Below are 26998 nucleotides of genomic sequence, written 5' to 3'. Positions count from 1 at the left end.
ATTAGTGAAAGAACTCAACTTGTTGCTTAAGTTCTGTCGACTGAGATTGCAAACTATCCGCGCTTTTCGCTGTTTGCGCGGTCACTTCTTTAGTTTCTGAATTGAGTTTACTAATATCACTCACGCTTTCAGCAACTTCACGTGATACCTGTGCTTGTTGTTCAGAAGTTGTCGCAATGGTTCTTGCCTGATCGGATATTGAGTCTATCTGAGTAGCAATGGATTCCAGAGACATACCTGCTTGCGAAGCCTGTTCAAGGACCTCGTTTGCGTTTTCCTGGCTTGTCTTCATCAGACTCACCGCACCACTCGTTGCTTCTCTTAGGTTACTAATGATAGAAACCACCTCCTGAACAGAGGTTTGAGTACGGTGGGCCAACGTCCTTACTTCATCTGCTACAACGGCAAATCCCCGGCCTTGCTCTCCTGCACGGGCAGCTTCAATTGCTGCGTTTAAAGCAAGCAGGTTTGTTTGCTCTGCGATTTCGTCGATCATTTTGGTGACTTGTTGAATACTATCACTCTCTTTAGCGACTTCTTCGATAGCGTCAGCAGATTGGTCAAGCAGATCGTTAAGCTCGGCGATATCGATGCTTACCTGTTCAACTCGATCAAGACCTTCTTGGCTATTTGAGTTTGCCTCTTGAACATTCGCGGCAATATTTTCAACCTGAGAGGCAACATCCTGAGCGGAGGTGGCCATCTCTTCTATTGCTGTAACAACATGCTCTACGCGTGCTTGCTGCTCTTCTGATTGACTTAAGTTTTGATGTGCATCCCTTGAGACACTGTTTGCTTGATCAAACACATCATCACTGGTCTTACGAATCTGTGTAACTAAGCCGTTAAGCTGAGTCGCCATAGAATCGAGCCCGTTCGTCAACCGACCTATTTCATTTCGGGTATTTTCATCGTTTCTTGAAATTTCCAGGCTAACTTCGCCTTTGCCCACTCTGTCCATATATCCGGATAGCGCAGTTAAAGGAGTGGTTATTCGGTTGATAATAAATGTAATTACTAAGAAAGTGAGCAAACCCACGATTAAAGAAATAATTGCGATGATGTTTAATAGATCCTTACTCTCTTTGGTGACTTCATCGATGAAGGTACCACCAAGAATTTTCCATTCCCAACCTGGAACGGTAGCGAACGCAATATATTTTTGACCTATGGTTCCCTGATATTCATGTCTATATCTTAATATTCCACTTTCGTTCTCGAATAAGGACTTATAAACGTATTTACCATCGTAGTCGGCAAGATCTTGAATTGGTGAGTCGTTTTTGTCTCTGGTTGGATGCAGTAAATGCTTTCCGCGATCTGCATCTTTGTCGCTTACAATGATGGTATAACCTGTATCACCCCAAACCATATCGCTTAGGGTGCTAAACAGTTCTTGTGTCGCAGTGTCAACAGGTAAACCAATAAAGGATAAACCGGTTACTTTCTTATTGAAATCGAGTATCGGTTGGTAATAGGTTAGATAACTGGTTCCAAACAGTTCAACTTGTGCGTAATAAGGCTGGCCACTGCGTAATAGTTGGTAACCAGGGTGGTTTTTACCCAAAAGTGTACCTACAGCTCGTTTGCCGGATGCGTTTTTTAGAGAAGTTGACACGCGAAGGAAGTCATCGCCTGAGGATGCAAATAATGTAGCTACCGCGCCTGTATCGCGACTGAATGCATCAACTAGCTTAGTATCACCAATTAGAGACTCACCGTACTGAGATATTACGTTGACATTGTGACCTTCAAACTCAACGGTTCTTTCTTCGGTTTGTATGCCAGCAATATAGCCATTACGAAAAGCCGATTCTAATTTACGGGCACTTTCTAACAGTGTTTTGAATTCCCCTTGTAACACGTTAGCCAGTGATTCAACACGAAGTTGATGTTCCCGCATTGTTTTTTGCAGCAAGGTATCGGAAGCATTTTTATATGCCATGAAACCAATGCTAGTAAAAGCAACCAGCAAGCAAATAGATAAGATAAGTCTTAACTGAAAACCAACTGTTTTATTTTTATAATTTAACATCGGTTGGTTGTCCCTCACGGTTAATTAACATTAATTTTTCCTGTCTGAAAATATTCATGGGAGATATTAATTACATTGTTGTCAATTATCAAAAGAATAATTTTACAGATATAATTGTTAATACGAAATGAGCCAAATTACAACGACGTGAACTCGACGGTGTGCTTTTGGTATCGTTATGAGCAAGTAAAAATGTAACCGTGTTGCATATCGACTTTGAGTTATACTTATAAAATTCTACGGTTTAAACGTAACAAAGTTCGCTAGAGGTAAATCATGACAAAAATAAGAATAGCAACATGCAGTTGTGAACTGGTCACCATCACTTGCAGAGGCGAGCCATTAAGGACTGCAGCATGTCACTGTTTTGAATGTCAAAAGAGAACGGGGAGCGTGTTTGGAGTACAAGCCCGATTTTACTCTGAGCAAGTAACGATCGACGGTGAAGTCTCTTCTTATACAAGGCTTGCAGACTCCGGGAATGAAGTCTCATACAACTTTTGTCCATGCTGCGGTACAACAATGTTACTAAAGTTAAGCTCAGCACCAGGTCACTCAGTCGTGCCTTTGGGCATATTCAGAGAACAGGACTTTCCTACGCCAGCGTTTTCAGTCTATGAATCTAGGAAGCATGGTTGGGTCACTTTTGATAGTGAGATAGAGCAGTATGACTGATGCTCTAATTAGTCATATTTATTGATATTAACACTGGGTAAACTCTCAATTAACAAAATCTATTAACATTCGATTATTCAGATCAAGTGACTGCATATTTCACGCAAAATAGTGAATACTATTGCAAGGGTGTTATTTTCTGTTATCATCACGCACATTGACTAAAACGGACTTTTTAGTGAATGGTTATCCAAGGAAGGTGTGATAACAGAATACTTGAGAATATTAATGCAAAATAATACCCAATCACTTGAAACACCAAAGAAGGGCAATGCTTTCTGGATATTTCTTATCCCTTCTTTGATCGGTCTTTTCCTCTTTATGGCACCTATTAATTATGAAGGTGACCTAACGATACCCGTAGCGGTTTTGGCAAAAACTCTACTATCTGTTATTGGTGATGCTATTGTTCCTCTCGTCACACTAGTGATTGCCCTGACCGCAGTAGCTTCTGTTGTATACAGATTCATTAAGCCGAACTTTATTGCTAATAATCGCTTCGTAAACGGTCTATTAAGCCCGACCCCTATGTGGTTGGCTGTTCGCGTCATTGGCGGTATCGCGGTTGTTATGACCTACTTCCAATTTGGTCCAAAAGCTATCTGGGAAGAAAATACAGGTGGATTAGTGCTTGAGGGATTGCTCCCTACTCTATTTTCTGTGTTTATTTTTGCAGGCCTTTTACTCCCTTTACTGCTTAACTTTGGCCTTTTAGAGTTCTTTGGCACCTTGCTAAGTAAGATAATGCGTCCAATTTTTAATCTCCCTGGGCGCTCAGCCATCGACTGCATTGCGTCGTGGTTAGGTGATGGTAGTGTCGGCATCCTTCTTACTTCAAAGCAGTATGAAAACAAGTTCTATACTCAACGAGAAGCTGCTGTTGTGGGTACTACTTTTTCCGCTGTATCCATTACATTTAGCCTTGTCGTACTGGCTCAGGTGAATCTGGAGCAATACTTCTTAGCTTTTTATGGTGCTATCTGTCTCGCTGGCTTTGTTGCAGCAGTCGTGATCCCTCGCCTACCCCCTTTAAGCAGAAAGAAAGACCAGTTTATTGATGGTTCAACACCTGATAGTGACCAAAACCTGATTCCCGAAGGACATTCAACGGTAAGCTGGGGCATGAAACTTGCGCTTGAGAAAGCTTCAAACATTAAAAGTGCGAAAAAAGTCTTTGGTGAAGGCATTGAGAATGCAGTAGACATGGTATTTGGTGTACTGCCTGTCGTTATGGGTCTTGGTACCATTGCATTAATCATCGCAGAGTACACATCAGTGTTCGCTATATTAGGCCAGCCATTTATCCCATTCCTGGAACTATTAGCCATTCCTGAAGCAGCTGCTGCTTCGGAGACGATTGTTGTTGGATTCGCGGATATGTTTATTCCAGCTATTATTGCTTCTTCAATAGATAGTGAGCCGACTCGTTTTGTCATTGCTGCAATGTCAGTCACTCAGCTAATTTATATGTCTGAAGTTGGTGCGTTACTTCTGGGCAGTAAGATACCAGTAAACATTGGTGAGCTGTTTGTTATCTTTATACTGCGTACCTTAATCACGCTTCCTGTCATTGCTGGTGTCGCTCATCTGATCTTCTAAATGGAGCCCTATCAGTTTTAACTCAAAAGCCCTGATCGTTCGGGGCTTTGTTGTCTTAATAAAACACTTTGTAATATCTATCCTTTTCCAATGCATTAAAGTGAATAAAATTGCGTTTAGATTCACTTCTAACATTGAATGCCGTTACCCTACGCACCTTCTGACATAATAAAAATACAGTAATTGTTATTTAACATTACGCGCGAAAACGTAGGGATTGGCTTTGGGTGAGTATAAAGAGGCGAATTCTAAAGTTAAGATTATTCAGATCGTAAAAGGGAGCATGTTGCTCCCTTTTTACTGTTCTTTATTTGCGACTGTTTATAAAGCTATAGCAGCATCATAGAAGACTTGGCGTCAATCACAAGATTCAGTTCATTGTCTTCAATCTGGTATTGTTGTCCACTCAGAATGTCTTGCATATCGCTATGCCATTCGAAATCAACCACTAGCGGTGAGTCCGACTTATTGATCGCGACAAGGCCTTTTTCCCCACGAGCAAAAACCAGTATGTCTTTATCCGCTGCAACCGGAATCATTTTTTGGCCATGTACCTCATTGTGGAAAGCGATCATCTTCTGCATACGCTCATCTTTCCATGCACCGATCCAACGAGGCAAATTGTCTTCACCCTTTATGCCACTGGTATCGAGATCGGTATATACGAGCGGAACTCCGCCATCTCGACCAAGAATATAGCTGTACGCCAACCATTCATCTTCTTCATCCATGACCAGATTCATGAAGACGTCATTGTTAGGGATATCGTGAGTGATGACAAAAGTAATCGCACGGTGATTAGACAATGCCTGTCCAAAACAGTACGGATCGATCAGCGATTCCATACTTCCGTCTTTTTTGAAGGCTTCAAACACAGTATTAAACAGTGGGAAGTCATAAGCGCCTAACCGCGTTTCAGAAAGGTAAGGTTTCAGGAACAACTCGTACTCTTCTTTTGTCGCACCACCGTCGGTAATTATCTCTCCAAAGATGTGCATACCGTCAGTAATTTCTTCGGTCCATACCTGCTTAAGATGATCCAGAGCCATGTGTTTTGCAGCATCGATTCTAAACCCTTTTACTCCTATCTCTTTAAGTGACCTAAGATAGTTTTTCTGCTGCTCAACTACGTGTTTACAGACCTTTAGTGTAGGTAATCCCGGATCGTCTGGACCGCCGGTAATTCGACCATTTTGCACTTCCCAGCGGTCTTTCCAATCGGTAATACCAAAGGCTGTGACAAAATGCTCTTCATTAAACAGAGGTTCAGATAAATCACCAAACAGCACCTGAGACTTATAGTCATCCCATTGCTCCTGGTATTTCTTAATCTCTGTTTTACAGGGATACTGGAGATCCTTCCTTTTCTTTGACTCGTTAGCCATATGGTTAAAAACGATGTCAGCGTAAACCCTCACTCCAAATAATCTGAGGGTTTCGACCATATAAATGAAGTCTTGGGTATTCCCGAGTTGGTTATCGATAACGCGATAATCTTGAGGCTGGTATCTCTGCCACCATTGAGTGCCTTTTTCATGTTTAAAGGATTTCATTGGTGGTGAAACTAAAACCGACTTATAACCAAGGTCGCTTATCTCTTCGGCTCGGGCTGTGACATCACGATATGTCCAATCGAAAGCGTGAAGCACGACATCGGTTTTGTTGTTTGTTAGTTGTTTGCCTACCACTTCTTCTTTATGTGAGCTGTAGACAGTCATCGCATCGCTTTCAGAGTAAGCTGTGTCAGCAATGCAGGTATTTAAATAATCGTTCATTGTCCTTCTCCTATTGGGCTTGCTGATGAATGCAAAAAATAATGAGAAAAAAGCAAGCCAGTTGAGTTATTAGCGAGGATCACAATCCATCTTTGGCAGATCACTCAAGCATGTAACTGTTAGAGATGTTGTTATTATACAAGTAAATTCGAACGATATATCACCCCTTTAGTTTTTCAATGGGGTGGAATTGAGGGGCGTAGTTGAAGGTAAAGAGCTTTTAAGGCAAGGAATAATTACATGTTTAAGTTCAATTTCCGCGAATTGACTAATTTAATTATTAATAATAACAATTAGATAGGTGAGTTGTTATGTCCGGAGCCGAAACCCCAAAGCAGCAATACTAATGTAATATAAAATTCATATATGTATTTGGATAAAATCCATAATCATGATGATTAACTTAAGTTGCAGCTCGATACTTACTAAAAATCCCAGCGAATTTGTAAATATAACAACGTACTCCTACTCTTTCCAAACAAGCTATCATCCTTACCCGAGTAACGTTGAATGATGCCTATGAGTTGCCAGTCGTTTGCGAGCGAATAGGTATCCGTGAGTGACAAGTAGTATGAACTTTCCTGGTAGTAGATTCCGGCAAGTGAAACTTTGTTGAGAGCAGATGTATCAAAATTGAGTTCGCTGTAGATGGTATGTCTGGTAAAACTCAAGGTTTTTGCGGTGAGAGGGAGATTTAAATAGACTGCTGCATTCGTTGGTTCTTGCGGTTGTTTTACGTACAAATAGGCACCTCTTACCGAGAGGTTATATTCTCCTCCAAAGCTATAGTCGGCTTCAGTACTAATGACAGTGTTGTTTTTCTCGTCGCTATTCCCGGCCGAATTATGGGGCATGAAATGGCTAATCTCAGCTCTAAGGCCTGCTCCGAAGCGATCTCCGGCAGCACCCATGCCAAGAATGTTGTCCTCGTAAGCCTGTCCACCAATCAATTGAATGTCCCAACCTGACTGATTGTGTAAGTATCGGAGCGCCCAACTATCTGAAGTTGAATCAGACTTGGGGTGATATACAACGTCAAACTGACTAGCGTAACCCAGTTGTTTTGATAGAGAGAATGCGTCAGTACCGGGCTTTTCCTGATAGTCAAAATCATAGACAGAGTAGGTATTAAATACGTCGTTTGGATTCCAGATCGTATTCATGCTCCAGTTAACACGAAAGCGCCCTGCCCTTATCTGCCAGTCTTCTTTGTTGTGTGTAAGAGACAGTCTGTCTATCTGACTATTCGCTATAGTGTTGCGGTTTTCGTACCAGTTTTTAGACAGGTCAATATAGCCGTAATCTTTTGAAACGAGTTTAGAGAATAAAGGTTGCTCCACCGAATCGCCTTGGAATATCCGGTTTCTTACCCCTACATTCACTCTTGTCTTTGATTTAAAGCGATACTCAAAATTAAACCGCTGATGAATGAGCTGGTCGCTTCTGTCAGGTCCATCATCAACAATAGAGTAACTGGGCATATACTTTATATATCCGCCTAATGACCATTGCTTTTCAGGCTCTAGCCCTGGAATTTGAGCGCTGGCTACAGAGGAATACATGAACAAAACTGGCACGAAGTAGCGCATCACTTTTCTCTGGGGGGGATGTTTGTTTTGTCTAGCTTAAGTTTGCCATCTTCAAACACGATGACTCTTTTAGCACGGCTGATCACCCTTGGATCGTGAGTGGAAAATATGAACGTCGTTCCCTCTTTCTCGTTGAGTTTTTGCATGATATCTAGAAGCTCTGATGTACTTTGTGCATCCAAATTCGCTGTCGGCTCATCTGCTATCACAAACCTCGGAGAAGGCGCGAGAGCTCTGGCTACCGCAACTCTTTGCTGTTGACCTCCGGATAAAGAAGGAGGAACCTTATTTATTTGGTCCTTAAGGCCAACCATATCTAACAACTCATACGCTCGCGTTCGTGATTCTTCTTCGCTCCTACCTTGTAATTGCATCACAAACTCGACATTTTCCAATGCGGTTAACACAGGGAGAAGACTGTAATCTTGAAAGATAAAACCAATATTATCTCTTCGAAACGTAATCTTCTCTTTTTCACTTAGATTGCAGATGTTGCAGCTGTCGATATTGACTGAACCTGACGTTGGTGAATCTATTCCTCCGATAATATTGAGTAACGTGGTTTTTCCTGAACCAGATGGCCCCATGATGGCGACAAACTCTCCCTTATCAATATTAAGATTGACGTCCTGTACAGCGTGAACAGGAAATTCACTGTCTGGCGAATAGATTTTATTGAGTTGGTTAATTTCTATGGTCACTATGTTGTTACCCTCAACTAGCCATTGCTTCTGCAGGGCGTTTTTTAAGTACCTGCCTTGCAGGATAGATTGCTGCGATAACTGATGCAGAAACAACAGTCACGAAAATAATCTGGTATTCGAACAGTGATACGCGGGGATAAAGAATGGTATCGACGCCATAAGCGCCTAAACCTTCCGCCATCGAACCTAATGGCAGCCCGGTTATGCCTAATATCTGTATCATTGTTTCGCTAACAATCAAGCCCAGACTTGCACCGCACAAACCTAACCATGTGCTTTCACAAATGATGAGCCAGATTATCTGATGTTTTTTCATACCCACCGCCATGAGTACACCAAACTCCCGTGTTCTTTCGTATACAGACATCAGCATGATATTAATGATGCCAAGGCACATTGCTAAAACAAAAATGCCCAGAATAATCCCATTGCTCACCGCCATCGCTGAAATCATGGATGCAAGCAAAGGCTGTATCTCTCTCCAATCGCGAACTAAGGTCGTATCATCAGTTAACGTTTTAATTTCTTTTACTTTAGAATTGAGAAGTTCTGAAGAGACTTCTGTGTCTGTAGACCGATACAACAGTGCAATTTCATGAAACCCTGTCATCCCTGCAATTTTTTGGATGTCCTTAATCCGGACATATATATTCTGATCATCAAAACTGGTCGAAGGCGTTTGGAATATGCCTGAAACCCGGAAAGCTGCACCAGTAACATCTTTACTAGCATCAGCAAAAGTAAGCACAACCTTCGAGCCAATCCTCAAGCGCAATCTGTTTGCGATTTTCTCTGAAACTAAAACTGGATTTCGTCCGGCTCTTGGAAGCCATTGTCCCTGAGTAACACTGTTTACTAACGGTGTGATTAAAGATTCTTTATCTGGTTCAACACCAATAATTCTAACGCTACGGTTGCTTCTGGCGGAACCAATCATACCCTGAACAATAAATCTGGGACTCCATGCTTGAATATCATCTTGTTTTGACAGGAAGTTCAGCGCCTTTTGAGGATGGTTGATAACATCTTCGATATCAGGGTTACTGAGCTGCTTTTGATTATGAATCTGAATATGGCTGGTTTGCCATGAAATAGCGTTATGTACCATGTTGTCGACCATGCCAGACATGAAACCCATCATGGTCACGACACCGAGAAGACCGAAGGTCATTGCGCTCAACATGATCCCGGTTCTGAGTTTGTTCCGCCAAATGTTTTTCCATGCAAGCTTAACTAGCATGTCGACCTCCTTTTAAACCAGAGACCAAGTTCAGACGATAGATAAAGGTGAGTGGGTAGATCAAACTGATTAGAAGTAGAAGAAGAACTGCGAGTATTTGGTCAGCAACGAGATTCGGTGCCAAAGATACGGGCATAACTGGCTCGAATCCGGACTCGACCATCATCCTGGCGGTATCACCAGTAAGAGTAATAGGATTAACATAGAAATAACCAAGTACCGGACTTGCTAGTACGATACCTATTACAATACCTATAACGCCAATAAAGAACGACTCTAGAGCAACGAGCTGAACAATCTTCACTCGTAACATACCGGTCGAAAGCATGACGGCAAACTCGCGCTGTCGCTCCATTGTCATCATCATTATTGTCGCGAACAGTCCGAAGCCAACCACACCGTAAAGGACGTAAATCAGAAATATACCTCCAGCTCTATCCATCGCAATTTGCTGTGCCATTTCAGGTGCAAGCTCTTCCCAGTTTCGAACTCTTGCACGTGAACCCAGCTCATTTTTTAGGTCGCTCCCCAATACTTTCAAGTTTGAAAGGTCATCTGAATGCAGGACCCATGAAGTGACCATATTTCCAGTGCTATAAAGCGTCTGAGCCAAAGACAAAGGCATATACACAATTTGGCTATTGAGTTGGGTGAGTGGATAGTGCAAAACTCCTTTTACTCTGTATAAGCCAGCTGCGGTTTGACCTCGGTAACCTTGTCCGTACAAAACAAGTTCATCACCAATTTTAACGTTTAGGTAATCCGCTAGCCCCTGTCCTATTAACACTTCTTGGTCTTCTGAACTCAGGAACTCTCCGGCTACTAATTTTTTGCTGATATTAGAGTATTGGTTCTCCAGTTCTGGATTGACACCAAGTACAAGTACACCTTTTGACTTATCACCAGCCGCGCCTAATGCTGCGGACTCTATTCTTGGCAGTATGTGGGTGAGTGTATTGTTGTCTTCAAGCAGACGCAGCAAGTCTCCTGAGCCGGGTATGACATCATCAATGCTCATGCTTTCTTCAAAATCCGGATGTTGTATCTGGATCAGGCCAGTATAAAACCTTGCTGCATTGTCTATATTGGCTGAGTAGGTGCCTTCCTGGAGTGATCGTGTCAGAAGCGATAGAAACAAGGCGAGAGCGACTGACAGAGCCGTCAATAAAGTTCTGCGCTTTTGTCGCCAGATGTTTCTCCAGGAAAGCTTTAGCAACATAGGTAAACCCTAATCACGTAAAGATTGCATTTGGGAAAGCGAGAAAAAACCGTCTTTAATGCTGAAATTAAACTGCGCCTCGTGAGTAATGATTTCTGTTTTATGGCCGTTTTTATCGACAGGTATCATCTCCATTCGCGTCGCGAACTCTCTTCCACCTACGTTCTTTATATCGAAAGTCTGAAGACGATTGACCAGTTCTTCAAACTCGTCGTAGAACTCAACCTTACGCTGAAGATGGTTTGCCTTTGAAATCCACAGTCTGACTTTGCTCCATACCACCGGAGCGTCTGGCTTCGCGATAGCATCGATAACGTAGGTTACTTCGCCATCGAACGCCTCTTCACCGATTAGTTGATGATGGTAGTCAACAACGATTGAAGACTGGTTTATCAAGTCATCATTGGTAAAGTCTGAACCCATCCAGGACTGACTAAGCATTGAAGGTGCAATTTTAATAATTCGTTCAATGTTAGGAATCCAGTTCCACATCTCACGATGCCTTTTTAGGGATGCACTACCCTTATCTTTAGCTGGTGCTGTAACTAAAACTAATGAGAGTTGCTGTCCCTTGGTCCAACTTTTCATGCTCATACTTCTGGTCCAGTCGGGACGGATGATGCGCATGGTCATCTCGGTATAGCTTGAATCTCCGCGCATTTGCTGATCAGATTTTTCTACGATCTCTGATGCGGTTAATGCGACCGCATGATTAATCGAAAGAGAAAAAACAAAGGTTATTACTGTGAACAAAGTACGCATAACATCTTCGCTATATCTATGAATTCATTAATTTAAGAATAGCACTCAATTTAGTGCAAACATTCGATAACCCCACAAATACTGAGAGAATCTTGTACGATTTTAGGACCGCACGCTAATTCTAGAAAAACTCAAATGCACAATACTGGTGCGTCATCATTTTTTCACTCCCCAAATTAGTTCATCTTAATGTGCGTAAAAATATAAGTTGTTGTTACTATGGGTATTAATTAGTGGCTTAATTCTTGATTGGTAGATATTAACAATGCACATGATCAGGGATTAGAACTATGCAGGAAACACTTACGGTAGTACTCGCAGGCGGTATGGGCTCACGACTTTCTCCATTGACCGATAATAGGGCAAAACCCGCAGTACCTTTTGGTGGGAAATATAGAATCATCGATTTTACATTGACCAACTGTTTGCATTCTGGACTAAGAAGGATTTTAGTTCTGACTCAATATAAGTCTCATTCATTACAGAAACACTTGCGTGATGGGTGGTCCGTATTCAACCCTGAACTGGGTGAGTACATTACGGTTGTACCGCCTCAGATGCGTAAAGGTGATAAATGGTATAGCGGTACTGCTGACGCTATTTATCAAAACTTGTGGTTACTATCCCGAAGTGAAGCCAAATATGTCGTGGTGCTATCCGGAGATCACATTTACCGGATGGACTACGAACCCATGTTGAGAAAGCATAAAGAGAACAATGCAGACCTGACAATTGCCTGTATGGAAGTACCTTTAGAAGAAGCAAAATCGTTCGGGGTTATGTCTATCGATGAAAAACAGAAGATCATTGCGTTCGCTGAAAAGCCTGATAATCCTCAACCGGTTCCTTCTGATCCTGATAAGAGCCTAGCATCGATGGGCATCTATATTTTTACGACTGATGCCCTTATTGAAGCACTTGAACAAGACGCAGAAGATCCAAATTCCAGCAATGATTTTGGTAAAGATATTATTCCTAAGCTTATCGATAAAGAAGGCGTTTATGCTCACCGTTTTGGGGAGAAAACAGGTCGTGTTACACGGGATGCTTACTGGCGCGATGTGGGTACAATTGATTCTTTCTATCAGGCTAATATGGACTTGCTTAAGCCGGTTCCACCGATGGACCTGTATCAGAGTGACTGGGCGATAAGAACTTATGAGCCTCAGTTGCCACCAGCAAGAACCGTTTCATCGGTAACTGGGAATGAGGGCATCTTTATTAACTCAATCATATCCAGTGGCGTAATCATTTCAGGAGGTTCGGTACAAAACTCGGTATTGTCTTCTAACGTAAGGATAGAAAACAGCGCGACGGTGTCCGATAGCATTTTGTTTGATCATGTTGAAGTAGGAGAAGAGTGCCAACTGAAGAACTGCATTATCGACAAGCACGTGAAGATTCCGGCGGGAACAAAAATTGGTGTCAATAAAGCAGAAGATGCGAAACGCTTTAAGATCTCAGAGGAAGGTATTGTAGTGGTTCCTGAGTCTTACGTATTTGAGTAACCTACTAGCAAATGGGCTCTGGTAGAGCCCATTCTATATATCTAACATAATAATCATCGCGCTTAAGCCTGATAATCGAAGACGATAACATCTTCCAGCAACGGGCGAAAAACTTGCTTCAGCGCATCATGTTCAGGGTGAGGCAGATAATTTTGCCTACCTGCTTCGTCAGCAAAAGTCATAAACACGCTATGTGTGTAACCTTTGTTCTTGTGCTCCGGGCTGTCATTAATCCCCCACTCTACTGACGTAACACCCTGTACTTTCTCGGGCATGGCTTTAAAAAGAGCCATCAATCTCTCTATCGCCTCTTGTTCGGCTGATTCTTTAAATTTGATGAGAAGGATATGTCTGATCATTTTGTTCCTCGGGAAGTGGGCTTGCTATTTCGAATGTTAATTACCCTAATGAATTCCAATATAAATAGCCATTACTATTTGTCGCGGAAATCTTAAATTCCGAATGTGTTAGGGCAAGGTAAGTATTTGTATCATATGGATTCATCTTCTTGACGACGAACAGAGGCTAATATAATTTTCGAGCGCTTCAATATTAATATTATTGAATAGATTTTGCCCAGAAGACAGTAAACAGCAGCAGATAACAATATGAAAGAGTTTCCACTCGGATTTATAGTTTCAACCGAATATGCGGTATCGCATAACATTACGCCACCCGATTTTAATATTGTTAATTTTGGTGCTTTTACCATTAGCCATGACAGTGGGCTCAAGTTGTTGAGTTCATCAACACAATATGGTGGAACAGTCGCCATTCTTGGCGATGCTTATCTGGATAATATCCCGGAAACAAGTATGGGTGATGTACTTGCACTATTATGCTCTTCGCTTGAAGTTGATGAAGCTAGATTCTATTCAACGCTAAAAAACGTCTGGGGCCGTTTTTGTATCATCTACCATAATGATGGAAAAACTGTTGTGTTACCCGATGCAACAGCTTCAAAAGCAGTGTTTTACACAAGTTCAAGAAAATCGGTTTGTGCTTCACACCCTTATCTACTCAGCTCAATTCTAAACAACGAGTTCCCATTAAAGTGGGGTTATCCGGGTAACAGGACACCGCTTAAAGGCGTGAAAATGTTGACACCTAATACCGCGTTGGAGTTGGAAAAAGGAGTTAGACGATTTTATCCTGGGCAGATGCCTCTCTCGGTTACTGCGCGTTCACCTAAAGAAGCTGCTGAAGACTTCATTCTTTCTGCCAGGAATCTTTTGCCAGAGCTATATAAGCGAAAGAACAAAGTGTGTCTGACGCTTACTGGTGGGTTAGACAGTCGCGTCTCTCTTGCTCTACTGATTTTATGTGTACCGGAATTTAAGCATAAAACACGTTTTATTACTTACTTAAACCACAACAAACAACACGGTCGGTTCGATGCTGATGTCGACGTATCAAAGCTCATTGCTGAACGATTCGGTTTGGATCATATTGTATTTGACCGAGAGAGTTACAAATCAGACCCTGATCTCTTCAACATCAAGAAATCCACATACTATTCTCACGGTCCAGCCCTTGTCCCAGCCTATCGTGACCTGATTGGGGATGGTGCGACACATCTGCGTTCGAATACATATGAGATTGGCCGTTCGTTTTACCGTGATAAGGGCTACTCCATCTTGGAGGGAGAAAATGTTAACTATGGTGATGAGTTAGCGAAGGTCTATCACAAGTCTGTCGCTGGTGCGAAGAATGCAAAACACTTCTATAGCGACCCTGTTAATATACGAGAGTTAAAGAAAGCCTTCTCCGAGTATTGTCATGATGTTGATTTTGAAAGTGCTGCAAATTCGGGATTAGACCCACTTGACTTGATGTATTGGGAGCATCGAGTTGGATCTTGGGTGTCCCATATTAATATAGAGACCGACTTTGTGTTCGACACTCTGACAATGCCAAACAGCTGGCGAAATATTGAAAATATGCTTTCCGTTGATTTATTACACCGAAAGGAAATGTCGATTTTCAAAGAGATCTTAAAACGTGCAGATGAGTTCTTATATCAACTGCCGATAAATCCAGCTTCCAGAGACGAGTTAAATATAGATTAGGGTTTGTTAACGTAATAAAGTAATAAAAAAGCGCTCATTTACGAGCGCTTCTGTTGGTTTTATTGCCAATCAAGAATAACTTTTCCAGAGGCTCCGCTTCGCATAACGTCGAACCCTTGCTGGAAATCATCAATCTTATAGTGATGAGTGATTATTGGAGTAAGGTCTAAGCCAGATTGAATCAATGAAGCCATCTTGTACCAGGTTTCGAACATCTCACGTCCGTATATCCCCTTGATAATAAGGCCTTTGAAAATCACCTGATTCCAGTCGATACCCATGTCTGATGGTGGGATACCCAGAAGCGCGATTCGTCCACCATGATTCATACCTTTAAGCATACTGTTAAACGCAGAAGGGTTTCCTGACATCTCCAATCCAACATCAAAACCTTCTGTCATGCCTAAATCAGTCATTACGTCTTCAAGGCTTTCGTTCGCAACATTTACTGCGCGAGTCACACCCATCTTCTTAGCAAGATCGAGTCGATATTCGTTAACATCTGTGATAACGACATGGCGTGCGCCAACATGTTTAGCCACCGCTGCCGCCATAATACCAATAGGTCCTGCACCCGTGATCAAAACATCTTCACCCACCAGATCGAAGGACAGTGCGGTATGCACAGCGTTGCCAAACGGGTCAAAAATAGAGGCTAAATCGTCAGATATTTCAGCAGGTATTTTAAAGGCATTAAATGCTGGAATAACTAAGTATTCAGAGAAAGCTCCGGTTCGGTTCACACCGACACCGACTGTGTTACGACATAAATGCGTGCGGCCACCACGGCAGTTTCGACAATGACCACAGGTGATGTGGCCTTCACCGGAGACGCGGTCACCGATTTCGAATCCGCGTACTTCCTGACCAATACCAACGACCTCACCAACGTACTCATGGCCGACAACCATAGGTACTGGAATCGTGTTTTGTGACCACTCATCCCAGTTATAGATGTGTACGTCTGTACCACAAATAGCCGTTTTCTTGATCTTGATAAGCAGATCGTTGTGACCAACTTCTGGCATTTCTACGTCGGTAAGCCAGATACCTTCTTTAGGCTCAAGCTTTGCAAGTGCTTTAATTTTCATCATCATGCTCCTCTGCGCTTAAGCGATAATACCCATGTCTTTACCTACCTCGATGAATGCATCGATCGCTTTATCTAACTGCTCACGAGAATGTGCCGCTGACATCTGAGTACGAATACGTGCCTGGCCTTTTGGTACTACAGGGAAAGAGAAGCCAATAACATAGATTCCTTTAGCAAGTGCTCGCTCTGCGAACTCTGCAGCGACTTTTGCATCACCAAGCATGATTGGAATAATCGCATGGTCAGCACCACCCATTGTAAAGCCAGCAGCTTCCATACGAGCACGGAAATGTGCAGCATTATCCCAAAGTCTGTCGCGTAGTTCTCCACTCTCTTTAAGTAGATCAAGTACACGAATAGAAGCAGAAACAATAGAAGGTGCCACTGAGTTAGAAAACAGGTATGGACGAGAGCGCTGACGTAGCCAGTCGATCACTTCTTTTTTACCAGCAGTATAACCACCAGAAGCGCCACCCATTGCTTTACCCAGAGTACCTGTGATGATATCGATTCGATCTATCACATCATGATACTCGTGAGTGCCTCGGCCATTCTGGCCCATAAAGCCAACAGCGTGAGAGTCATCAACCATGACCAGCGCGTCGTATTTGTCTGCAAGGTCACAAACTGCAGGAAGGTTCGCTACTACCCCATCCATAGAGAATACGCCATCAGTGACAATCAATTTATGGCGAGCACCAGCTTCGTTCGCTGCAATAAGCTGTTGTTCAAGCTCTTCCATGTTGTTGTTTGCATAGCGGTAGCGCATTGCTTTACAAAGACGAACGCCATCGATAATAGATGCGTGGTTTAGTGCGTCAGAAATAATCGCGTCTTCTTTACCCAGGATAGTTTCGAACAAGCCAGCGTTAGCATCGAAACAAGATGTGTAAAGGATGGTGTCTTCTTTAACAAGAAATTCGGATAGCTTTTGTTCCAACTCTTTGTGCGCATCTTGAGTACCACATATAAAACGAACAGATGCCATACCAAAGCCGTGCTTATCCATACCATCTTTCGCTGCTTCAATTAGGTCAGGATGGTTTGCCAGACCAAGATAGTTGTTTGCACAAAAATTAAGCACTTCTTCGCCGGTAGAGATAGAGACAGAGGCTTGCTGTTGTGAAGTAATGATGCGTTCAGACTTATAAAGCCCTTCCACTTTTACTTCTTCAATTTGCTGGTTAATCTGATCGTAAAATGCAGTAGTCATACAAGCATTCCTTAATATTAATTATAGTTTTCGTTAAAACAGTAAGTTACAGACCTAAACTCACATTATTTGTAAAACATTTACAGTGTAAAACTATTCTAATTGAATCTGTTTGATACTATTATCCCTACGGATGGAAAAACATTAATGAATCTCAGGCAACAATAACCCAATCAAGGAAAGTTATGCCCTCAAATCAACTTATCAGCCTTTTACCGGACCTCGCTGCTTACATTTTAGTTGTTCAGGAAAAAAGTTTTACGGTAGCGGCGAAAAAACTCGGAGTAACGCCCTCAGCTCTTAGTAAAACCATCACAAGACTGGAAAAAGCGTTATCGGTAAAACTACTTGAAAGAACCACTCGTAAACTGATAGTGACGGACGCAGGGGAAAAGATTTATAAGCAATGCGTGATGATGGCTAATTCAGCTCAGCAAGTGATCGATATTAGTAATAAAGACCATGATGTTGCCTCTGGACCAATCACGGTGGCCGCTCCCGAAGCGTTTCTGAATGACGTGTTACAACCTTTAGTTATCCCCTTTTTGAAAACACACCCCGACATTCAGTTAAAACTTCGTGCCGCAGATGGCGCGATTGATATTTTCGCAAACAAAATAGATGTGGCATTTCGATTAACCGACAAGCCAGACGAAAACCTGGTACTAAAAGAGGTCGGGAAAACTCGTCTTGTGTTATGTGCAAGCCCAGAATATCTGCAGAAAAACGGTAAACCACTTAATCCAAACGAACTTGAAAACCATGATTGCTTATACCTCGCTGAAACGGAAACAGACCATATATGGAGCTTCTTAAAGGGTGAAACACTCATCTCTGTTCCAGTATCAGGTCGTTATGCGGTTAACCACTCTCAGATGCGCCTTAATGGAGTAAAAAATGGGCTTGGCATCGGAATATTTCATGACTTCGTGGTTAAAGATGCTTTGTTAAAAGGCGAAGTTGTTGAGGTTTTATCAGACTGGACGGTTAAAGGTAATTATCACGGTATCGTCGCGCTTCAATACGCACAAACCAACTATTTGCCTGCGAGAGTACGAACCTTTATTGATTACGTCATGTTTCATCTCCCGAAAACGCTTATGAATGAGGAAGTTTAATGTTAAAAAAAATTCACCATACAGCTATTATTTGTTCCGATTACGAGGCATCTAAAGAGTTTTACACCACAGTTCTCGGACTGAAAATAATTGCGGAAAACTACCGTGAGCAAAGAGACTCTTATAAATTGGATCTGGCTCTACCTGATGGAGGGCAGATAGAGTTGTTCTCATTTCCGGGAGCACCTAAAAGGCCCAATTCACCTGAAGCACAGGGACTGAGACATCTGGCATTTGTTGTTGAATCTGTAGAAGAGAGCAAAGCTTATTTGGAGTCCAAACTTATTGAAGTCGAAGAGATTCGGATAGATGAGTATACCGGTAAAAAATTTACCTTCTTTAAAGACCCGGATAATTTGCCTTTAGAGCTCTATCAAGAATAGAGCTCTGATTCATAGTTATTGTAAGTCGAGCGGAAAACTATAGAAGGCAAACTTATAGGTGAGTGTATTCTTCGATTTTTTCGTGACCGCGTAACTGTAAAAAGTCGAGGAATTGTCGGGCGTTAGTCGTGATGATTTGCTTGGTCGGCATATTTACCGACTCTAGTAGCGTCTCAGCTAATTCAAGTTTTCCTATTGCATCACAGAAGTGAGCGTCACTCCCCGTTGTGATGTAAGCGCCTATATCTCGAGCCACTTCAGCAATGGCATAGCAACGTTCTATACTTCCTATCCTACTATGACCTTTTAAAGAGCTTGCGTTGATTTCTATGGCAACGTTATGTTCTTTTGCGTGACCGATAACTTCTTCAAAGTCGAAATCGAAACTCGGGTTTCCTAAATGGCCAAGTGCATCAACGCGTCCACTTTTGATGACATTAATAAGTGTTGTTGTATGTGCCGCTTTATTTTTTGGTGCGAAAACAGGTTCGTGGAAGCTAGCTATTGCCCAGTCTAATTTTTCAGAAGCTCTGGGATGAATATCGACGTCCCCTGCCTCATTCAAAATATTGGATTCAACTCCGCGAATCACAGCAATATCAGAAATAAATCTCGGCAATACGCTTTGGTTCATAAAAAACCAATAGTGCGGCGCACCAGGCATTGAGCTTGCGTGATCAGTTGTGCAAAACATCTTAATGCCGTTCTCTTTTGCCGCTTTTGCGTTTTCAATGACGGTACTGTATGCATGTCCACTAGCCAGGGTATGCGTATGTGTATCTACCTCGAATTTCATAAAGCCTCGGAATTTAGTGACGCGATGGAAATAGTGTACCAATAATTGTGATCAACAACACGGTTTCTTTGATTCCTAAAATGAAATCAAATTAAAGATAGTTTCCAAAATTTAGATGTTACACATCACAGTTAGAAATAATAAATACATTCAACAAACTAATTTTACGCGAGTTTTTTGCAATCCCATTCATATGAATAATACTTGAATTGAGCATAACTAATTGAAGAGTGACATGGCAAAGCGCAAGTATTCTTTAAACATTCATATAACGACTCTATTTCTTTTCCTGGCGATTGCACTAGGAAGTGGTCTTATCACGATAAGTTATTATCATTCGCAAGAGTTGCTTGCTCAAATATCAAAAGAATTGAGTGAAGAAAATGCCGACAAGCTAGAGAACACCTTTCAAAGAGAGATTTCTCCCATACTCACGACGCTCGATCTGATGGCGACTAGTTCTCTTCCCCCCATCCCCGACGCTATTGACAGTAAGCATCAGTGGTTAAAATCATTTCAATTGATCTTCCAACGCAATGATGAACTTGTTGCGCTTTTTTATGGAGATGAAAAAGGAAATTCAACGCAGTTTCGACCTCTTCGCAATCAATTAACACGAGAGCTATTTGATTCTTCTGACAGTAACTCATCTTTGATGCTGAATTACACCAACATCTCAGGACGTAATGATTTTCTTTTTTACAACGATGAACTAGTGAGAACGGAAGAGAAAACCTCGAACGATAATGAGTATGACCCTCGAGTGCGGCCATGGTATACCAATGCAAAAGCCGATGGAGAAATTGCTTTAACCGAACCTTATCATTTTTATTATTTAAAGACGGCTGGAGTCACACTGTCACGCTTATCAATGGATGGTCATTCCGTTGTCGCCGCGGATTTAACATTGGATAACCTTTCCCATCAACTAAGCAACATCGCTATCTCTGGGCATACCAAACTTGCTCTGTTTGACTCTCGTTTTAACCTGATAGCCGGATATCAGTATGTGCCGGGTTCGGACAACCCACAGATCAAGTCGACCGATGAACTATTCGCACCGATAATGAACAGAAACAGCAGCAATATCATTTATGAAAAAGTTCAATATGATGGTCAAAGTTGGTCAGTTACTCTTACCCCCGTCACCCTAACTAAACATATTAGATTAATTCTTGCAGAAGCGACTCCTGAGAGTGAGTTGCTATTTGACCTCCTATCGATGCGAGATAAACAGATTCTGGCTGCCGTACTCATGTTGATGGCGAGTTTTGTAATTATTTGGCTGACTGTGTCGCGCTTAACAAAGCCTCTTAAGATTCTAAGTGTGATGACTGAAAACATTCGGGGTTTTCACTTTAAGAAAACCCGGTATCCAAAAAGTATTATTAAGGAAGTAAACGAGCTCACCTACTCTATCGAGCTTATGGAGCACACGTTACATGATCTGCTTACACTCCTGCAGGAAACAGCGTCAAGACACGATTTTGAACAGCTCACTAAAACTATCAGCAAGCAAAGTTATTTGATTACTAAAGCGGAGACTATAGTGCTTTCGGTATATAACGAAAATGAAAAGCAATTCGTAACCGAAGTAAACCACTCGATTATTCCCTTTAAAATAGGCCTCAATCAACTGCTTGAAAGCACACCGTGGCTGAAGGCCCAACTGGTTAAAGGCGAAATTGTGTCGTTAACTAAGAAAGACAATATCATTAAAAACTACGAGAGCATTTTCTATAACAGCGAAGCCTATTTGTTCCCGATGTTGAGCCGACAGAAAAAACTTGTTGGTATTCTAGTCGTGGGTTATGAACGGGCTTGTAATGATTTGCAAAAAGACAAACACGCTTTCTTGAGAGAATTACTGAGTTTCGCGCAGATTTCAAAAGAGAACATCGACCAGTTAGAACACCAAAAGAGAATGGTCTCTTCTTTTATCGAGTTAATGGCTGAAGCGATCGATACCAAGTCTCCTTATACCGGAAGCCATTGTCACCGGGTTCCGGCAATTGCTAAATTGCTCACAAAAGCAGCCGAAAAGGACAACGGGGACTTTGCCGATTTTTCCATGACTCCCGAAAACTGGGAAGAGCTTAATCTCGCGGCATGGCTTCATGATTGTGGCAAAGTGACGACACCGGAATACATTGTCGATAAAGCAACTAAGCTGGAAACTATTTATGACCGTATTCACGAGGTCAGAATGCGTTTTGAACTTCTGAAAATACAAGCAGATAGAGACTATTGGAAGGCATTAAGTCAAGGTAACAACGAGCCTGGTTCAAAAGCAAAATTAGCTGATTTTCATAACCAACTCGATCAAGAGTTTGCTTTCATAGCGAGTTGCAACCTAGGGAATAAACCGCTTACACCGGAAGACAAAGAAAAGCTTGAGTTAATAGCTTCCAGGACGTGGACCAGAACCCTTGATGACCAACTTGGTGTATCTTGGGTCGAGAAAGAAAGAGCCGGTCACCCTACCCCTACACCCGCTGAAGAGTCGTTGCTCAGCGATAAAGAAGTTCATCTTGTCCCTTGGGACGAAACGCTCGACCCAAGAAAAAACTGGGACGACGAATACAATCTTAAACCTTCAGACGTTCAATATAACAGAGGGGAGTTACATAACCTCACAGTAGAGAATGGCACGCTTACCTCTGAAGAACGCTTTATGATCAACGACCATATTATCCAGACAATCAATCTGTTAAAACGACTTCCTTATCAGGATCACCTAAAGAACGTTCCGAACATTGCGGGGAATCATCACGAACGGATAGATGGCAAAGGATATCCTAGAGGTTTAGGTATTGATGACCTTTCTGTTCAGGAACGCGTTATGGCTATAGCAGACATATTTGAAGCGATAACCTCCAGTGACAGACCCTATAAGAAGGCTTATACACTGAGCGAAGCGCTGGAAATCATGACACGCTTTGCAACCTCTGGCCATATCGATCCTAAGCTATATCTGCTTTTCATCACCAATGAAATTGACCAGGAGTATGCTAACGAGTATCTAAAAGCGTCTCAAATAGTTGAGGTCGACAGAGCGAGTCACATTAAAAAAGTTAAAGAGTATATCGCTAACCAATACAGCTCATAAGGAAACGATCGCTATAAGTATTATCTGTGGGCAAGCTGGCTCTTGTTTTTAGATTTTGCAGAAGAGACGACAAGTACTTGTATCATGCTCGCTCCGATGATCAATGCAATTCCCCAAACCTGATAAGCGGTGAACTCGTCATTAAAAAAGAGCTTTTGCCATAACGCAGTAAATATCAGATTAGTAAAAATAAGCGGAGCTAACTGCGAGTTATTGCTCACCAGTTGATACGCTTTGGCCCGGAAATACTGAGTATTGATGATGAGCAAAGCAAGTGCCACGACAGCCGCCCAAACATCAAGATGTTCTGTTGGTGAAGTGATAGTAGCTATGTCTTCAGACGACAAACCATTTGTTATCAAAAGAGGCAATATACAGACGGCTGCTATGGTAAATCCCCACGCGTTAATTTCTAATGGTGTCAATGCGCTTTTAGACGAGCGGAATAAGCTTAATTGAGAGCCTGCATTACATACCCCTGCGGCTAATCCCCATAAAAGTTCAGGCTTTATGGTCAAACCTGATGGATTTCCTGCAAGCAATACCACACCGAAAAAGGTAAGCAACAACCCAACTTTTGTTATCAATCTGACCTTCACACCAAAAAAAATTCTTTCTAATAATGGAATAAACAAAGGGCCAGTCGCAAACAGAACGACACTCTCAACGAGTGTTAGCTTTTCTAAAGCGATCAGAAAGCAAACCTGGCAAGCGGCGATAGAGATTCCTCGCGTGATTAATGGCGTCCACATACTTCGATGAGGTACTCGGATTTTCGAAAAACTCAGGATGAGAAAGACCAGAAAAGCAGGAATGAGAAATCGAATAAAGCTTAGCCATTCAGTACTTACCAAAGCAGCGAGATACTTTGCCGCGAGCCCATTAACCGAGAGACTCAAGGTTGAAACTAACATAAACAGGGCTGGACGATATTCAGATGGCATATTTCTTCTCCTTAGGTGTCTGTATTCTAGGAGAATGACGTATCAATTAAAAACGAGTAATATTAAACAAACCTGTAAGAAAAGCTAACATATGAGAACATTAGTCCCTTTAAAATCGATCTATGTATTTATCGCTGTTGCCGAGACTGGCAGCATGACTGATGCAGCAACTGTTCTTAGTGTAAGTCATTCAGCAGTGAGCCAATCAATAAAAAGTCTGGAAAATTTACTTGGCGTAGCTCTTTTCAGGCGTGTAGGCCGTCGGGTTGAACTTAATGCTTTGGGTAAAAAATATTATCGTAAGGTCGCTCCAGCTCTAGAACAAATTGTTGACGCCAGTGAAGAGTTGCAAGAGCCAGCTAACCCCAACCGCCTTAATGTCAATATGGTGGCCTCTCTCACCATGCACTGGTGGATACCCCGAGTTCAGATCTTTCAGGAAATTGCGCCTAATCTCGACATCCGTATTTCTAACATCATTGGTCCATTCGATATGGAAAAAGAGGGTGTGGATGTTACTTTGGTGCACGGTGTCCCCGATGAGTGGCAAGACTACTATTGCGATAAATTAGGCGACGATGAATTAGTGCTTGTTTGTCATCCTGACATCTTAACTGAACGCGATTCCCCAGAGTCCCTTCTAAGTTCGTACCCTGCCATTTTTGCTAACAACGAAAGACGTAAAGAGGACTGGTGTGTCTGGTGTAATGACAACAATGTTAAAGTACCAAGCCGACGAAACAGTCTTAGCTTTACCTCTTCTCTACAGGGTGTGCAGGCAGCAAAGCGAAAATTAGGCGTGTTTGTCACCCACCGACTTTTTGTAAAAGACGAAGTTGAGCACGGAATGTTGGCAGAAGTCGGTAAACCAGTTCTCAATCCGAACCAGAGCTTTTATTTTGCATGTCTACCAGAAAAACTACGTTTAGAAAGTGTTCTTGCGTTGCGTTCCTGGTTACACAAAGAGTTTGATCAGAATGAAAATAGTCCTTTATGATAACCAGTGATTCACAACTATTATTAAATCAACCAAGCCTAACTTCTATTAAATGGAGCTAATATGATTATCACAACTACTCAATCTGTCGAAGGAAAGCGTATTGTCGCCTACAAAGGGGTTATCGCTGGCGAAGCTATTTTGGGTGCTAACATGTTTAAAGATATGTTTGCCGGAATTCGGGATCTTGTCGGTGGGCGTTCAGGCACTTATGAAAGAGAATTGCAACGTGCAAGAGAAATCGCTTTAGAAGAACTTAAAATGAAAGCTCATGACCTTGGTGCAAATGCGGTTGTTGGTGTTGATCTTGATTACGAAGTGCTTGGCCAGGGCAACGGCATGCTTATGGTTTCTGCTAGCGGAACAGCAGTTGTCGTCAACTGACTAACATAAAAAAGAGAAGCAAAGTTGCTTCTCTTTTTGTTCGGATATGATTAAAAAGGTTAACTGGCGTCTTGAAGTGCCTCTGTAGGTGCAAGAGCATTTTCAAGATACCCTGCCAACCTCTCTTCTTGTTCTGGGCTAAATTCCAAACCAAGCTTTGAACGTCTCCATAGGATATCTTCTGTCGTCATAGCCCATTCACTACTTACTAGGTAATCGACCTCAGATTGATACAATCCATGGCCAAAATGCTCTCCCAAATCTTCGAGGCTGTTTGTTCCTGAAAGGAAAGCATCACTTAATGTACCGTAAGCTTTCACCCAACGTTTAATTGTTTGTTGGTCAACCCATGGGTACTGGCTTGTTAACGCCGCAATCAAATTCTCTCTGCTAGAGAAGTCTCCTCCCGGCAATGTAGCCTCTTTTGTCCATGGAGCTGACATTTGCGGGAAATACGGTGCCAGTTTGTCAACAGCTGCCTGGCCTAACTTCCTATAAGTGGTAAGTTTGCCGCCAAAAATCGAAAGCAGCGGAGCGTCGTCAAGTTCATCCTCTAGTTCGATGGTGTAATCGCGAGTAACGGCTTGTGCGTCAGAAGATTCATCTTCACACAATGGTCGAACCCCTGACCACGTGGAAACAACATCTTCAGGAGAGACTTTTTCTACAAAGTGCTGGTTAACAATATCGCATAGGTATTCGATTTCATCTTTGTCGATTTCGACTTCTGATGGATCACCGTTGTACTCAACGTCTGTTGTACCAATGACTGAGTACTTATCGAGATATGGCAGCACAAACACAATACGTCCATCCTGATTCTGTAGGATAAACGCGTAATCACCTTCATACATCTTAGGTACGATGACATGGCTACCTTTTACAAGACGTATGCCACGAGGAGCGCGCATTTTCAATTGGCTATCGTAGAACTTATCTACCCACGGCCCAGCCGCATTAACTAACGCTTTCGCTGTAACCTTTTTGATTTCACCCGAATGAGTATCTTCGACGGTAATACTCCAACCATCGTTTAAACGTTCTGCTCCAACACATTTATGGCGAGTAAACACCTCTGCGCCTTTCTCCTCCGCCAACTTTGCGTTAATAACAACTAAACGAGCGTCGTCGACAGCGCAATCTGAGTATTCGAACCCTTTTTTCATTTCGGGTAACAAAGGATCGGTTTCTCCGAACTTCAGACCATGACTGCCTTTAAGTGATACTCTTTTGCCAAGATTGTCATAAAGAAAGAGGCCTGCCCTTATCATCCAGGCAGGACGCAAATGAGGTCGATGCGGTAACCTGAATCTAAGCTGAGAAACAAGATGAGGAGCATTCTTCAGTAGCACTTCGCGCTCAGCCAGTGCTTCACTCACCAATCTGAACTCGTAATGTTCCAGGTATCTCAAACCACCGTGGATAAGCTTACTACTCGCAGACGACGTAGCTGATGCAAGATCATTCATCTCAAACAGCGCTACTTTTAGTCCTCTTCCTGCCGCATCAGATGCAGTGGCAACACCATTTATTCCGCCACCAATTACTACAACATCATAGTTAGTTTTGCTACTCGTCATTTTAACCTCTTATCTTTTCGTAAATGCTCGCAAACGCTCATTTTGCTTAATTCAAGCACAAGAAACGAAATTGATCGAGCACTTTTTATAATTTTTATATAACAAAACATCTGTCCATTATCACAAAGAGGTATATTGAATAACAAGTTTCACACATTTATGTTGTTATTCTTACAGAAAGTGACATTATATGGTAAAAGTTCGCG

Annotated in this window: 22 protein-coding genes; 9 read left to right on the top strand and 13 right to left on the bottom strand. The window is 42.2% G+C overall.

All coding sequences use genetic code 11. The annotated features are described in order from the left end of the window. Window position 1 precedes the first annotated feature (1 nt). Complete coding sequence (locus tag SNR28_RS04435) at window positions 2-2035, bottom strand: methyl-accepting chemotaxis protein (protein ID WP_375749816.1); 2034 nt, start codon at window positions 2033-2035, stop codon at window positions 2-4. Between the two features lie 276 nt (window positions 2036-2311). Here SNR28_RS04435 and SNR28_RS04430 point away from each other — a divergent pair, with 276 nt between their 5' ends. Both SNR28_RS04430 and SNR28_RS04425 read left to right on the top strand, forming a co-directional pair. Continuing rightward, window positions 2312-2710 carry a GFA family protein gene (locus SNR28_RS04430; protein WP_375749815.1) on the top strand — a complete coding sequence of 133 codons (399 nt, stop codon included), beginning with the start codon at window positions 2312-2314 and terminating at the stop codon, window positions 2708-2710. 228 nt (window positions 2711-2938) lie between these two features. After that, window positions 2939-4309: a YjiH family protein gene (locus SNR28_RS04425; RefSeq protein ID WP_375749814.1), complete on the top strand. Its 1371-nt coding sequence runs from the start codon at window positions 2939-2941 to the stop codon at window positions 4307-4309. A 329-nt stretch (window positions 4310-4638) separates the two neighbouring features. Here the strand turns inward: SNR28_RS04425 and SNR28_RS04420 are convergent, their stop codons facing one another. From SNR28_RS04420 to SNR28_RS04395, 6 genes are all read right to left on the bottom strand, one after another. Further along, window positions 4639-6027, bottom strand: coding sequence for an alpha-amylase family glycosyl hydrolase (locus tag SNR28_RS04420; RefSeq protein ID WP_375749898.1), 1389 nt, complete (start codon window positions 6025-6027; stop codon window positions 4639-4641). Window positions 6028-6509: 482 nt separating this feature from the next. Next, on the bottom strand, window positions 6510-7673 hold the full coding sequence (locus tag SNR28_RS04415) for a hypothetical protein (RefSeq protein WP_375749813.1): 1164 nt from the start codon (window positions 7671-7673) through the stop codon (window positions 6510-6512). Beyond that, window positions 7673-8374 (bottom strand): ABC transporter ATP-binding protein, encoded by a 702-nt coding sequence (locus SNR28_RS04410; protein WP_375749812.1) that lies wholly within the window; start codon window positions 8372-8374, stop codon window positions 7673-7675. Before SNR28_RS04410 ends, SNR28_RS04415 begins: the two co-directional genes overlap by 1 nt. A 13-nt stretch (window positions 8375-8387) precedes the next feature. After that, the gene (locus tag SNR28_RS04405) at window positions 8388-9617 is read right to left on the bottom strand and encodes an ABC transporter permease (RefSeq protein ID WP_375749811.1); all 1230 of its coding nucleotides are present in this window, start codon (window positions 9615-9617) and stop codon (window positions 8388-8390) included. Beyond that, the gene (locus SNR28_RS04400; RefSeq protein WP_375749810.1) at window positions 9607-10836 is read right to left on the bottom strand and encodes an ABC transporter permease; all 1230 of its coding nucleotides are present in this window, start codon (window positions 10834-10836) and stop codon (window positions 9607-9609) included. The genes SNR28_RS04405 and SNR28_RS04400 overlap by 11 nt, the downstream gene beginning before the upstream one ends. A gap of 9 nt (window positions 10837-10845) precedes the next feature. Next, complete coding sequence (locus SNR28_RS04395; RefSeq protein WP_375749809.1) at window positions 10846-11598, bottom strand: outer membrane lipoprotein-sorting protein; 753 nt, start codon at window positions 11596-11598, stop codon at window positions 10846-10848. Between the two features lie 290 nt (window positions 11599-11888). Between SNR28_RS04395 and glgC the strand changes: the two genes are divergently transcribed. Beyond that, complete coding sequence (gene glgC / locus SNR28_RS04390; RefSeq protein WP_375749808.1) at window positions 11889-13106, top strand: glucose-1-phosphate adenylyltransferase; 1218 nt, start codon at window positions 11889-11891, stop codon at window positions 13104-13106. 62 nt (window positions 13107-13168) lie between these two features. On the opposite strand, the gene SNR28_RS04385 is transcribed toward glgC, so the two are convergent. Then, window positions 13169-13465: a Dabb family protein gene (locus SNR28_RS04385; RefSeq protein ID WP_375749807.1), complete on the bottom strand. Its 297-nt coding sequence runs from the start codon at window positions 13463-13465 to the stop codon at window positions 13169-13171. Window positions 13466-13714: 249 nt separating this feature from the next. Here SNR28_RS04385 and SNR28_RS04380 point away from each other — a divergent pair, with 249 nt between their 5' ends. Continuing rightward, on the top strand, window positions 13715-15175 hold the full coding sequence (locus SNR28_RS04380; protein ID WP_375749806.1) for a hypothetical protein: 1461 nt from the start codon (window positions 13715-13717) through the stop codon (window positions 15173-15175). Window positions 15176-15234: 59 nt separating this feature from the next. On the opposite strand, the gene tdh is transcribed toward SNR28_RS04380, so the two are convergent. Next, a complete protein-coding gene (gene tdh, locus SNR28_RS04375) occupies window positions 15235-16266 on the bottom strand; it encodes an L-threonine 3-dehydrogenase (RefSeq protein ID WP_375749897.1) in 1032 nt (343 codons plus the stop codon). Between the two features lie 18 nt (window positions 16267-16284). After that, entirely contained in the window at window positions 16285-17481 is a 1197-nt protein-coding gene (locus SNR28_RS04370) for a glycine C-acetyltransferase (protein ID WP_375749805.1), read from the bottom strand. 185 nt (window positions 17482-17666) lie between these two features. Here SNR28_RS04370 and SNR28_RS04365 point away from each other — a divergent pair, with 185 nt between their 5' ends. Both SNR28_RS04365 and SNR28_RS04360 read left to right on the top strand, forming a co-directional pair. Beyond that, the gene (locus SNR28_RS04365; protein WP_375749804.1) at window positions 17667-18599 is read left to right on the top strand and encodes a LysR family transcriptional regulator; all 933 of its coding nucleotides are present in this window, start codon (window positions 17667-17669) and stop codon (window positions 18597-18599) included. Continuing rightward, complete coding sequence (locus tag SNR28_RS04360) at window positions 18599-18982, top strand: VOC family protein (protein WP_375749803.1); 384 nt, start codon at window positions 18599-18601, stop codon at window positions 18980-18982. Before SNR28_RS04365 ends, SNR28_RS04360 begins: the two co-directional genes overlap by 1 nt. A gap of 52 nt (window positions 18983-19034) precedes the next feature. Here the strand turns inward: SNR28_RS04360 and SNR28_RS04355 are convergent, their stop codons facing one another. Next, window positions 19035-19778, bottom strand: a complete 744-nt coding sequence (locus SNR28_RS04355; protein WP_375749802.1) for a phosphatase — start codon at window positions 19776-19778, stop codon at window positions 19035-19037. 235 nt (window positions 19779-20013) lie between these two features. Between SNR28_RS04355 and SNR28_RS04350 the strand changes: the two genes are divergently transcribed. Next, window positions 20014-22887, top strand: a complete 2874-nt coding sequence (locus tag SNR28_RS04350; protein ID WP_375749801.1) for an HD domain-containing phosphohydrolase — start codon at window positions 20014-20016, stop codon at window positions 22885-22887. Between the two features lie 20 nt (window positions 22888-22907). On the opposite strand, the gene SNR28_RS04345 is transcribed toward SNR28_RS04350, so the two are convergent. Further along, window positions 22908-23831 carry a DMT family transporter gene (locus tag SNR28_RS04345; protein ID WP_375749800.1) on the bottom strand — a complete coding sequence of 308 codons (924 nt, stop codon included), beginning with the start codon at window positions 23829-23831 and terminating at the stop codon, window positions 22908-22910. A 91-nt stretch (window positions 23832-23922) separates the two neighbouring features. On the opposite strand from SNR28_RS04345, the gene SNR28_RS04340 reads away from it, so the two are divergent. Continuing rightward, complete coding sequence (locus SNR28_RS04340; protein WP_375749799.1) at window positions 23923-24828, top strand: LysR substrate-binding domain-containing protein; 906 nt, start codon at window positions 23923-23925, stop codon at window positions 24826-24828. Between the two features lie 63 nt (window positions 24829-24891). After that, window positions 24892-25212 carry a heavy metal-binding domain-containing protein gene (locus SNR28_RS04335; RefSeq protein ID WP_375749798.1) on the top strand — a complete coding sequence of 107 codons (321 nt, stop codon included), beginning with the start codon at window positions 24892-24894 and terminating at the stop codon, window positions 25210-25212. Between the two features lie 59 nt (window positions 25213-25271). Here the strand turns inward: SNR28_RS04335 and glpD are convergent, their stop codons facing one another. After that, window positions 25272-26792 (bottom strand): glycerol-3-phosphate dehydrogenase, encoded by a 1521-nt coding sequence (gene glpD, locus SNR28_RS04330; protein ID WP_375749797.1) that lies wholly within the window; start codon window positions 26790-26792, stop codon window positions 25272-25274. Window positions 26793-26998 lie beyond the last annotated feature (206 nt).

Source organism: Vibrio iocasae (genome assembly GCF_042245395.1).
Taxonomy (GTDB): Bacteria; Pseudomonadota; Gammaproteobacteria; order Enterobacterales; family Vibrionaceae; genus Vibrio; species Vibrio iocasae.
This window is presented reverse-complemented; position numbering and strand designations above follow the sequence as displayed.

Coding starts and splice junctions, on each gene's coding strand:
- SNR28_RS04340 (WP_375749799.1), top strand. CDS start 23,923: ATGAGAACATTAGTCCCTTTAAAATCGATCTATGTATTTATCGCTGTT.
- SNR28_RS04420 (WP_375749898.1), bottom strand. CDS start 6,027: ATGACTGTCTACAGCTCACATAAAGAAGAAGTGGTAGGCAAACAACTA.
- SNR28_RS04335 (WP_375749798.1), top strand. CDS start 24,892: ATGATTATCACAACTACTCAATCTGTCGAAGGAAAGCGTATTGTCGCC.
- SNR28_RS04380 (WP_375749806.1), top strand. CDS start 13,715: ATGAAAGAGTTTCCACTCGGATTTATAGTTTCAACCGAATATGCGGTA.
- SNR28_RS04435 (WP_375749816.1), bottom strand. CDS start 2,035: ATGTTAAATTATAAAAATAAAACAGTTGGTTTTCAGTTAAGACTTATC.
- glpD (WP_375749797.1), bottom strand. CDS start 26,792: ATGACGAGTAGCAAAACTAACTATGATGTTGTAGTAATTGGTGGCGGA.
- SNR28_RS04360 (WP_375749803.1), top strand. CDS start 18,599: ATGTTAAAAAAAATTCACCATACAGCTATTATTTGTTCCGATTACGAG.
- SNR28_RS04385 (WP_375749807.1), bottom strand. CDS start 13,465: ATGATCAGACATATCCTTCTCATCAAATTTAAAGAATCAGCCGAACAA.
- tdh (WP_375749897.1), bottom strand. CDS start 16,266: ATGAAAATTAAAGCACTTGCAAAGCTTGAGCCTAAAGAAGGTATCTGG.
- SNR28_RS04355 (WP_375749802.1), bottom strand. CDS start 19,778: ATGAAATTCGAGGTAGATACACATACGCATACCCTGGCTAGTGGACAT.
- SNR28_RS04345 (WP_375749800.1), bottom strand. CDS start 23,831: ATGCCATCTGAATATCGTCCAGCCCTGTTTATGTTAGTTTCAACCTTG.
- SNR28_RS04405 (WP_375749811.1), bottom strand. CDS start 9,617: ATGCTAGTTAAGCTTGCATGGAAAAACATTTGGCGGAACAAACTCAGA.
- SNR28_RS04395 (WP_375749809.1), bottom strand. CDS start 11,598: ATGCGTACTTTGTTCACAGTAATAACCTTTGTTTTTTCTCTTTCGATT.
- glgC (WP_375749808.1), top strand. CDS start 11,889: ATGCAGGAAACACTTACGGTAGTACTCGCAGGCGGTATGGGCTCACGA.
- SNR28_RS04400 (WP_375749810.1), bottom strand. CDS start 10,836: ATGTTGCTAAAGCTTTCCTGGAGAAACATCTGGCGACAAAAGCGCAGA.
- SNR28_RS04425 (WP_375749814.1), top strand. CDS start 2,939: ATGCAAAATAATACCCAATCACTTGAAACACCAAAGAAGGGCAATGCT.
- SNR28_RS04430 (WP_375749815.1), top strand. CDS start 2,312: ATGACAAAAATAAGAATAGCAACATGCAGTTGTGAACTGGTCACCATC.
- SNR28_RS04370 (WP_375749805.1), bottom strand. CDS start 17,481: ATGACTACTGCATTTTACGATCAGATTAACCAGCAAATTGAAGAAGTA.
- SNR28_RS04415 (WP_375749813.1), bottom strand. CDS start 7,673: ATGCGCTACTTCGTGCCAGTTTTGTTCATGTATTCCTCTGTAGCCAGC.
- SNR28_RS04365 (WP_375749804.1), top strand. CDS start 17,667: ATGCCCTCAAATCAACTTATCAGCCTTTTACCGGACCTCGCTGCTTAC.
- SNR28_RS04350 (WP_375749801.1), top strand. CDS start 20,014: ATGGCAAAGCGCAAGTATTCTTTAAACATTCATATAACGACTCTATTT.